Origin of the sequence: Polaribacter tangerinus, from assembly GCF_038024095.1 — a bacterium.
Lineage (GTDB): Bacteria > Bacteroidota > Bacteroidia > Flavobacteriales > Flavobacteriaceae > Polaribacter > Polaribacter tangerinus.
The window spans coordinates 2,535,601-2,545,000 of the sequence record NZ_CP150668.1 but is presented as its reverse complement, the minus strand read 5'-3'; the positions used below and the strand labels follow the sequence as shown (position 1 = coordinate 2,545,000).

Below are 9,400 nucleotides of genomic sequence, written 5' to 3'. Positions count from 1 at the left end.
CGGAGTCGAGTTGCAGACTCCGATCCGAACTGTGATATGGTTTATAGATTTGCTCTCTGTTGCCAGATGGCTGCTCATTGTCCATACCATTGTAGCACGTGTGTGGCCCAGGACGTAAGGGCCGTGATGATTTGACGTCATCCCCACCTTCCTCACGGTTTGCACCGGCAGTCTCGTTAGAGTCCCCATCTTTACATGCTGGCAACTAACGACAGGGGTTGCGCTCGTTATAGGACTTAACCTGACACCTCACGGCACGAGCTGACGACAACCATGCAGCACCTTGTAATATGTCCGAAGAAAAAACTATCTCTAGTCCTGTCATACTACATTTAAGCCCTGGTAAGGTTCCTCGCGTATCATCGAATTAAACCACATGCTCCACCGCTTGTGCGGGCCCCCGTCAATTCCTTTGAGTTTCAGTCTTGCGACCGTACTCCCCAGGTGGGATACTTATCACTTTCGCTTAGTCACTGAGGTAAACCCCAACAACTAGTATCCATCGTTTACGGCGTGGACTACCAGGGTATCTAATCCTGTTCGCTCCCCACGCTTTCGTCCATGAGCGTCAGTACATACGTAGTAGACTGCCTTCGCAATCGGTATTCTGTGTAATATCTATGCATTTCACCGCTACACTACACATTCTATCTACTTCCATATGACTCAAGTCAACCAGTATCAAAGGCAGTTCCATAGTTAAGCTATGGGATTTCACCTCTGACTTAATCGACCGCCTGCGGACCCTTTAAACCCAATGATTCCGGATAACGCTCGGACCCTCCGTATTACCGCGGCTGCTGGCACGGAGTTAGCCGGTCCTTATTCTTACAGTACCGTCAAGCTGGTATACATACCAGTGTTTCTTCCTGTATAAAAGCAGTTTACAACCCATAGGGCAGTCTTCCTGCACGCGGCATGGCTGGATCAGAGTTGCCTCCATTGTCCAATATTCCTCACTGCTGCCTCCCGTAGGAGTCTGGTCCGTGTCTCAGTACCAGTGTGGGGGATCTCCCTCTCAGGACCCCTACCTATCAAAGTCATGGTAAGCCGTTACCTTACCATCTAACTAATAGGACGCATAGCCATCTCTTACCAATAAATCTTTAAATTAATCCCGATGCCGAAACTAAATACTATAGAGCATTAATCTTCATTTCTAAAGGCTATTCTCTAGTAAAAGGTAGGTTCTATACGCGTTACGCACCCGTGCGCCGGTCGTCATCTGTGCAAGCACAATGTTACCCCTCGACTTGCATGTGTTAAGCCTGCCGCTAGCGTTCATCCTGAGCCAGGATCAAACTCTTCATTGTATATCTTTATAATATGAATGAATAAGTTTCAAAAGAATTTACACTATTATATAATAATGCGGTTATTCTACTCTTTGTTTACGCTGTCAATTTCAATATTTTCAATGAACTTATTTAGTATCCTAAAACACTAAAATTGTAGAAATGTTAGACTCGAACTAACTAACTTTACCTAAATAAAATTATTCCAAAATCCCTTAATGAACTATAGCCGTTTTCTTAGCGGGTGCAAACTTAAAACTTATTTCTTAATACCACAAGAAAAATTAAAAACTTTTTTTTTCGCAAAAAAAACAAACTAAGCAATGAACTTCACTAACCAAAATAAATTGACGTTAGCGGGTGCAAATATACACCCTATTTTAAACCTCACAACTATTTTTAAAGCGTTTTTTAGCCTTTTTTGAAAATAAAATGTAAATAGCTGGTAAAAAGGAGGTTAAAGATAGAAAAAAAAGCAACACAAACACAAGAAATTGAATCCTATTTTTAAAAAAGTAAAAAACAACTTTAAAAACAAGGGTTAAGGATTGAAATGGCATCCTTTTTTGGAAACTATACAATTACTATAGATAAAAATAAATACCTCGAAAAAAAATAAATCAGCAAAAAAACAAAACCAAAAAAGATATAATGTAAAGCCTGACCTTTTCTTAAAAAAAGGAAACCCACACAAAAAAAAAAAAAAAAACTAATTGCTGCGCTTGGATCTCATTTTAGCAAACATTTGTTTGTACTCTTCTACATTAATTTTAGCTTTCTTTTTTGAAATAATTTCTGAAAAATTAAAATCGAGTTTAGAGGCTTGAGGTGTTAATTTATCCTCTAAAAATGCTCGTTGCAGAATGTCTTCAATAAGATAGTCTTCATTTTCTAGGGCAGGATTATATGTAGATTTTAAGGAAAGTTTAAAAACATTAGCGGTTGTATTGTACCAAAAAGCTTTCCAGCCACTTCGAATACCTTTAATATTATCGTAAGCAGTTTTACCTGTTTGTCTGTGGATTAACTTAATTAAAACCCTACCTTCTGTAGTGGTCATTTTCTTTATTTGGGCTGCAAACTCCCCTTCTATATAGTCTTGTATAAGCTTGGTGTATTTTCGTTTTTTACTTCTTGAGTCAATTCTTGCAAGTCTTGCATTTAATGAATCTAATCTTTCTGAGGCTAATTTTGCATATGGATACGCTTTGTAAACCTTTTTTCTAAACCATAAATAATAACGAATATCTTCTTGAGAATTAAATTTAGGTTTGGGAAGTATGGAGATTTCGTCTAATTCGATAACTAGAGAATCGCCTGGCTTTACAAAAATATACTCTGCAGAATAATTGGGTAAAGAGTCTGTCTCTTTTACCTGACCAAAAGCGGCTGACACTAATAGGATAATATATAGGTAAAGTATTTTTTTCAAAATTAATTTTAAATAAACCATTAATATATTTGTTGCACCTTAAAAGCAATTAGATTTTTATTAATTAATCATATTTATATAATCTTGCTCTGATATTATTGCAATTCCTAGCTCTTTGGCTTTTGCTAATTTAGAAGGCCCCATATTGTCTCCGGCAATTATATAGTTTGTTTTTTTAGAGATTGACGAACTTACTTTACCTCCATTATCTTCAATAGATTTTTTGAGTTCGCTTCTTGTCATTTGATAAAACACACCAGAAACTACAAAAATTTGACTTGTTAGTTTATTTGTTTGGTTTTCTAATGCTTCTGCGGAAAGCTCTAATTGTAATCCGAAAGATTTAAGTCTGTTAATTAACTGAATATTACCAAGGTCTGATGAAAAATCTATGATGCTTTGTGCAATTTTATCTCCAATTTCGTCTGCTTGAATTAATTCTTCAAAAGAGGCTGTCATTATCGCATCTATAGATGTAAAGTGTTTTGCCAATTTCTTTGCTACTGTTTCACCTACAAAACGAATGCCGAGCGCAAATAACACTTTTTCAAATGGTATTTGTTTAGATTTTTCAATTCCATTTATAATGTTTTGAGCAGATTTCTCTGCCATTCTATCTAATGGAATTATTTGTTCAATTTTTAAATCATACAAATCTGCATAATTTTGGATGAGTCCTTCTTTTCTTAACAGATCTACTGTTTCTCCACCAAGTCCTTCAATATCCATTGCTTTTCGGGATATAAAATGCTGAATTCTACCTGTAATTTGTGGTGCGCAACCAAATTGATTAGGGCAAAAATGTTTGGCGTCTCCTTCTGTTCTTATCAATGCTGTGTTACATTCTGGACAATGAGATGCATACACTGTGGGTTGGGAATTTTCTGGTCTTTTTGAAAAATCTACAGCAATAATTTTAGGGATAATTTCTCCTCCTTTTTCTACAAAAACAGTATCATTTACTCTAATATCTAATTTTTCTATTTGATCTGAATTGTGCAAAGAAGCTCTTTTTACGGTAGTTCCTGCCAATTGTACAGGTGCTAAATTTGCTACTGGTGTAATTGCTCCTGTTCTACCTACTTGATATGTTATTTCTTCTAAGAGTGTCGCAACTTGAGCAGCTTTAAATTTATAAGCAATTGCCCATCGAGGGGCTTTTGCAGTGTAGCCTAATTCTTCTTGTTGCCGTAAATTATTTACCTTAATTACAATTCCGTCGGTTTCATAGGGTAAGTTATGCCTCTCCTTGTCCCAAAAATTTACAAACTTAAAAACTTCATCTATAGAGGTTGCCAACTGAATAGTATTAGGTACTTTAAAACCTGCTTTTCTGGCATTTTCTAAACTTTCGAAATGAGTTAAATATTTTCTTTCTTCAGTAACTACTTGATACAACAAACAATCTAAAGGTCTTTTTGCTACCTCTGCACTATCTTGAAGCTTTAAGCTACCACTTGCGGTATTTCTTGGATTTCTATATAAATCTTCTCCATTTTTTGCTCTTTCTTGGTTCATTTTTTCGAAACCATCTAATGGTAAAATAATTTCGCCTCTCATTTCGAAATCATTTAAAAAATTAGCACCTATAGATAAGGGAATAGATCGAATGGTTTTAATATTTGCGGTTACATCATCTCCTTGAAAACCATCTCCTCGTGTAACAGCTTTTACAAACTGACCGTTTTTATATGTTAAACTAATAGAAGCTCCATCGAACTTAAGCTCACATGTATACGTTATCTTGTCTGTACCTAAATTTTTTTGGACTCTTTTTTCCCAATCTTTCAAATCTTCTAAAGAGTAAGAATTGTCTAGAGAATACATTCTGTTTTGATGAACTACTGTTTCAAAATTTTTGGTAATGGCACCTCCTACTCTTTGTGTTGGTGAGTTTTCGTCAAAAAAAGCAGGATATTCTTTTTCTAACGCTTCCAATTCTTTTATTTTTTTATCAAAATCGACATCAGAAATTGTTGCATTGTCTAACACATAATAATTGTAATTATGTTCGTTTAAAGCTTTTCTTAGTGTATTTATTTTTTCCTCTGGAGTCATCATGTATAATAAAGGCAACGTTGATTTAAAATTGTAATTGTTTAATTATAACTTATTAAACATAAAATTAGGGTATAAAAATACATAAAATTACAAAGGTTTACGTATCTATTTTTTCTAAAAAGTTTACTAATTACAAGTCAAATTACTTTAATTTTTACTTGTAAAACTTAGTAGTGAGCAATATAACGAATAGTTATTTTTTAAATTTCGTGAACAAATCGTTTTTAATAACAGGCAGTTCTAGATGATATTTTACCGAAATTACTCTAATTACTACAACTACGGCTGCAGAAACTACAAAGTTAATGTTCTCTGGAACTGCAGAAAAATGATGTAAGATTAAGTAAGTAATTCCGCCAGCCAAACATGCAGATGCATAAATTTCTTTTTCGAAAATTAAAGGTATTTTATTGGTTAAAACATCTCTAAGAACTCCGCCAAAAACAGCAGATATCATTCCCATTATTAACGCCACAAGTGGATGCAAACTATAAGATAGTCCTTTTTCTAAACCTAATAATGTAAAAACTCCCAAACCAACAGTATCGAACAAAAACATTGTTTTACTTAAGTATGCAATTTTACTTTTAAATAACAGTGTAAAAAGAACTGCAAAAAAGATTGTATACAAATAGTTTAGGTCTCCAATCCAATTTATTGGATGCGCATTTATTAAAATATCTCTTAGCATACCACCACCAACAGCAGTTACAAAAGCTATAATTATTTGGCCAAATAAATCTAACTTTTTATCTGCAGCAACCAATACTCCACTAACTGCAAAGGCAAAAGTTCCTAAAATATCTAATACATAAATAACTGTCATTTTATACTGTAACTTGAGTAAATTTTATTTTTAATTCTTTTTGAATTTGATGAATTTTCTCTAGTTCACTTGGCAAAATAAACGCCAAAGAAATTCCAGTTTTTCCTGCTCTGGCAGTTCTACCACTACGATGAGTATAATACTCTAGTTGTTCTGGGAGTTGATGATGTATGATAAAATCTAAGCCTCTTACATCTATACCACGCGCAGAAACATCTGTAGATACTAAGTATTGTAGACTCTTATTTTTAAAAGCCCTCATCACTTTATCTCTTTCTTTTTGCTGCATATCTCCTTCTAAAGCTGCAGCTGAAAAACCCTCTTCACTTAATTGATTTGCTAAATTTTGCGCTCCCGCTTTGGTTCTACAAAAAATAATACCTCTTTGTGCCTCTCTTTTTTCTATAAAAGTAATGATGTCTGAAACTTTTTGCTTTAAAGTTGTTTTTACAAATTGATGTCTTATATTTTCATTTACCAAAGAGCTTCTATTTATTTCTACTCTTGGCGCATTGGCATCCATATAGGTTTTTATAATTTTTTGAATTTCCTCTGGCATCGTTGCCGAAAACAACCATGTATTTCTATCAGATTTAGAGGTAAACTTTAAAATATGATTTAAATCTTGTTTAAAACCCATGCTTAACATTTCATCTGCTTCATCTAAAACAATTGTTTTTACATGACTTACATCAATATCGCCTCGTTCTATTAAATCTATTAATCGCCCAGGAGTAGCAACAACAACGTGGGTAGTTCTTTTTAAATTATGAACTTGCTTATCAATTTTTTCTCCACCAAAAACAGCCTCTACAAAAATTTTAGTATCGTTATACTTTGTAAATTTAAAAAGTTGCTTTTTAATTTGTTGAACAAGCTCTCTTGTTGGCGATAAGATTAATGCCTGAATATGAGTTGAATTCGTATTTATATGATGTAAAATAGGCAAGCCAAAAGCAGCTGTTTTTCCGGTACCTGTTTGTGCCAAACCGATAAAATCGGTGTTGGATTTTAACAAAACCGGAAGTGCCTTTTCTTGTATTTCTGTCGGATGTAAAATTCCGAGTTCTTTAATAGATTTAATATATGAAGGCTGAATACCTAAAGCTGAAAATGAAGCCATTATATTTCTGTTTTTTTTTGCAAAGATACTTTTTATGGTTTTAATAAAGACAAAGGTTTTTAGATATTATTTAAGTGATAATTTGTGTAAAAAAAAATCAACTTTCAGGATATAAAACTGCATATACATCTTTGTTTATTCTTTTGGGTTTGTTAGTAGATGCACTTAACATACCCCACGTAGTTTTTGCCGTTACTAAAAGCACATCCTCTTTATAAAACTCCATTAATCTCTCAGATTTAAAACCTTGTGTATTGCCAACCCAAGTTTTAACTGTTATTTCATCCCCTAAAAATGCGGGTTTTAAATACGCTATTTCGTGTTTCATAACCACCCAAACACAATCACTTACTGTAACACCGTTTGTTAAAAAAGCCCAATGTTTATAAGCAACCATATCCATCCACTTTACATACACGGCATTGTTTACATGATGTAAAGTATCAATGTCTTTTTTTGTAACCTTAATTGTAACCTGAAAAATATTGTGCATCTTTTTTTTTACAAACTTATAAATTCTAATAGTTCTATAGTAATTATTGATGCATCATTTAAAAAAATGCTTTCATAAATTAGTTACTTTGCAAAACTTATATGAACAAATTAGCAAACGATTTAGGTACTCAAAAAATTAGTAAACTACTAGTTAAACAAGCCGTTCCTGCTACCATAGGAATACTTGTAATGTCTTTAAACATGATTGTTGATACTATTTTTGTAGGTCAGTGGATTGGAGTATTAGCAATTGCGGCAATAACAGTTGTGCTACCCATTGCGTTTTTAATTTCTTCTATTGGAATGGGAATTGGAATTGGTGGAAGCTCTATAATTTCTAGAGCTTTGGGAGCAAACAATTCTGAAAAAGCATTCTTAACATTCGGAAATCAAATTGCCTTAACTACTATTTTATCGCTTTTATTTGTTGTTTTAGGTACCGTTTACAGCGAGTCCATATTGCACTTATTTGGTGCAAAAGGAAACATTTTACCAATTGCTACTACTTACTTTAGTGTGATAATTTATGGGGTGCCCTTTTTAGCATTTGCCATGATGGGAAACCCAAATATTAGAGCAGAAGGAAAACCCAAATTTGCGATGTATGCAATGATGATTCCTGCTGTACTAAATATTTTATTAGATATTCTTTTTATAAAAATTTTTAATTGGGGTATGTGGGGCGCAGGTTTGGCAACTTCCATTTCATTTGCAAGTTGTGGACTCTACATTTTGTTCTTTTTCTTGTCTTCTAAGAGTGAACTAAAAATAATTCCTAAAAATTTTAAACTCGACTTTAAAATTGTAACAGAAATAACAAAGTTAGGAGGAGTTACCATTGTAAGGCAAGGTGCTATTAGTTTACTAATGATTGTGCTAAATTATTCGCTTTTTACTTATGGAGGTGAAATTTCTATTGCAATATTCGGAATTATTAATCGAGTAATGATGTTTGCCTACTCTCCTATTATGGGAGTTTCTCAAGGATTTTTACCCGTAGCCGGCTACAATATTGGTGCAGAAAATAACGAACGAGTAAAAGAAACCATCAAAAAATCTATTTATTTTGGAACTCTTTTAGGCTCCCTAATTTTTGTAGTATTGCTTTTATTTAAAGAACAAGTAATTTGGATATTTACCAATGATGCCATTTTATTAGAGCGAACACCCACTGCCATGCTTATTGTTTTTATGGCGACTCCTATTGTAACCCTACAATTAATTGGTGCAGCCTACTTTCAGGCGGCAGGAAAAGCATTCCCGGCACTCGTATTAACCCTATTAAAACAAGGTATCTTTTTAGTTCCTCTTGCTTACTTTCTACCTATTTATTATGGTGTTGCAGGTGTTTGGTGGTCTTTTCCTATAGCAGATGTGCTGTCTACCATTATTACCGTAGTTGTATTAAAAATTGAAGTTTCTAAAAATTTAAAAAACAACCAACAGTAATTTTACAAAATAGATTCTCCGTTTAAATTTGTTGTTAAAATATCGCTAAATAAATTAAAAAAAGGTCTTAGTGCTCTAAAGCTTTTATCAACCTCTTCGATAAAAGAGGAAGACAATACCTCTGCATCTGTAAAACTTCTAGAAGCTATAAATCCTTTTTTACGCAATAGTGACACCTCTGGATGCTCTTTATCGAAACCTCGAGGAGCAGTTTTAAGCTCAGAAAAGCTCTCAAACTTTCCTCCGAAGTATTTTTGAAACTCCTTTGCCGCTAAAATTTCTTTTATTTCAGATGCATCCAACGCTATTTCTTGACGAATTCGATATAAATCCTCTTTATTAGGTTCCCAAAAACCACCTGCTAAAAAACTCTCTCCCGGCCTTATTCTTAAAAAGTAACCTCCTCTTAACTCCTTACCTAGTCTGCTATAGGAATTGGCAAAGTGTGCTTTGTATGGTGTTTTGTCTTTCGAAAAACGCACATCTCGATATATTCGCATCATTTTAGACTTTTCAATATCGTCGTGCTTTTGTAGGTTTAAATGAATGGCAGAAAATAACTCTTTGGCATTTTTTTGGGCATTCACATACTCTTCTTTTGTAGCTGCAAACCACTCTCTATTATTATTTTGATGTAATTCTTTTAAATATGTAAAAGTAGATTTTTTTAGCTGCATAATTAATCCTTTTAAAAAGGTTAAAATTACAAAAATATTAGT

At 33.6% G+C, this 9,400-nt stretch carries 7 protein-coding genes and 1 rRNA gene (1 of these 8 cut by a window edge); 1 reads left to right on the top strand and 7 read right to left on the bottom strand.

Annotated features, from left to right (window positions below; all coding sequences use genetic code 11):
• The 6 genes from WHD54_RS11095 to WHD54_RS11070 all read right to left on the bottom strand — a co-directional run.
• Positions 1-1,313: ribosomal RNA gene (locus WHD54_RS11095) — 16S ribosomal RNA — on the bottom strand; it reaches 205 nt to the left of the window's first position.
• Between the two features lie 691 nt (positions 1,314-2,004).
• Entirely contained in the window at positions 2,005-2,727 is a 723-nt protein-coding gene (locus WHD54_RS11090) for a DUF4294 domain-containing protein (RefSeq protein WP_233131032.1), read from the bottom strand.
• Positions 2,728-2,787: 60 nt separating this feature from the next.
• Positions 2,788-4,785, bottom strand: coding sequence for an NAD-dependent DNA ligase LigA (gene ligA, locus WHD54_RS11085; protein WP_088324917.1), 1,998 nt, complete (start codon positions 4,783-4,785; stop codon positions 2,788-2,790).
• A 196-nt stretch (positions 4,786-4,981) separates the two neighbouring features.
• A complete protein-coding gene (locus tag WHD54_RS11080; RefSeq protein WP_088324918.1) occupies positions 4,982-5,614 on the bottom strand; it encodes a trimeric intracellular cation channel family protein in 633 nt (210 codons plus the stop codon).
• A 1-nt stretch (position 5,615) separates the two neighbouring features.
• Complete coding sequence (locus WHD54_RS11075; protein WP_088324919.1) at positions 5,616-6,737, bottom strand: DEAD/DEAH box helicase; 1,122 nt, start codon at positions 6,735-6,737, stop codon at positions 5,616-5,618.
• Positions 6,738-6,834: 97 nt separating this feature from the next.
• Entirely contained in the window at positions 6,835-7,230 is a 396-nt protein-coding gene (locus WHD54_RS11070; RefSeq protein WP_088324920.1) for a thioesterase family protein, read from the bottom strand.
• 101 nt (positions 7,231-7,331) lie between these two features.
• Between WHD54_RS11070 and WHD54_RS11065 the strand changes: the two genes are divergently transcribed.
• Positions 7,332-8,681, top strand: a complete 1,350-nt coding sequence (locus WHD54_RS11065; protein ID WP_088324921.1) for an MATE family efflux transporter — start codon at positions 7,332-7,334, stop codon at positions 8,679-8,681.
• 2 nt (positions 8,682-8,683) lie between these two features.
• Here the strand turns inward: WHD54_RS11065 and WHD54_RS11060 are convergent, their stop codons facing one another.
• On the bottom strand, positions 8,684-9,358 hold the full coding sequence (locus tag WHD54_RS11060) for a DUF2461 domain-containing protein (RefSeq protein WP_088324923.1): 675 nt from the start codon (positions 9,356-9,358) through the stop codon (positions 8,684-8,686).
• Between the last annotated feature and the right edge of the window lie 42 nt (positions 9,359-9,400).

What these genes read in the sequence shown, in the direction of transcription:
- WHD54_RS11060 (WP_088324923.1), bottom strand. Translation starts at nt 9,358, where the DNA reads ATGCAGCTAAAAAAATCTACTTTTACATATTTAAAAGAATTACATCAA.
- WHD54_RS11070 (WP_088324920.1), bottom strand. Translation starts at nt 7,230, where the DNA reads ATGCACAATATTTTTCAGGTTACAATTAAGGTTACAAAAAAAGACATT.
- WHD54_RS11065 (WP_088324921.1), top strand. Translation starts at nt 7,332, where the DNA reads ATGAACAAATTAGCAAACGATTTAGGTACTCAAAAAATTAGTAAACTA.
- WHD54_RS11075 (WP_088324919.1), bottom strand. Translation starts at nt 6,737, where the DNA reads ATGGCTTCATTTTCAGCTTTAGGTATTCAGCCTTCATATATTAAATCT.
- WHD54_RS11080 (WP_088324918.1), bottom strand. Translation starts at nt 5,614, where the DNA reads ATGACAGTTATTTATGTATTAGATATTTTAGGAACTTTTGCCTTTGCA.
- ligA (WP_088324917.1), bottom strand. Translation starts at nt 4,785, where the DNA reads ATGACTCCAGAGGAAAAAATAAATACACTAAGAAAAGCTTTAAACGAA.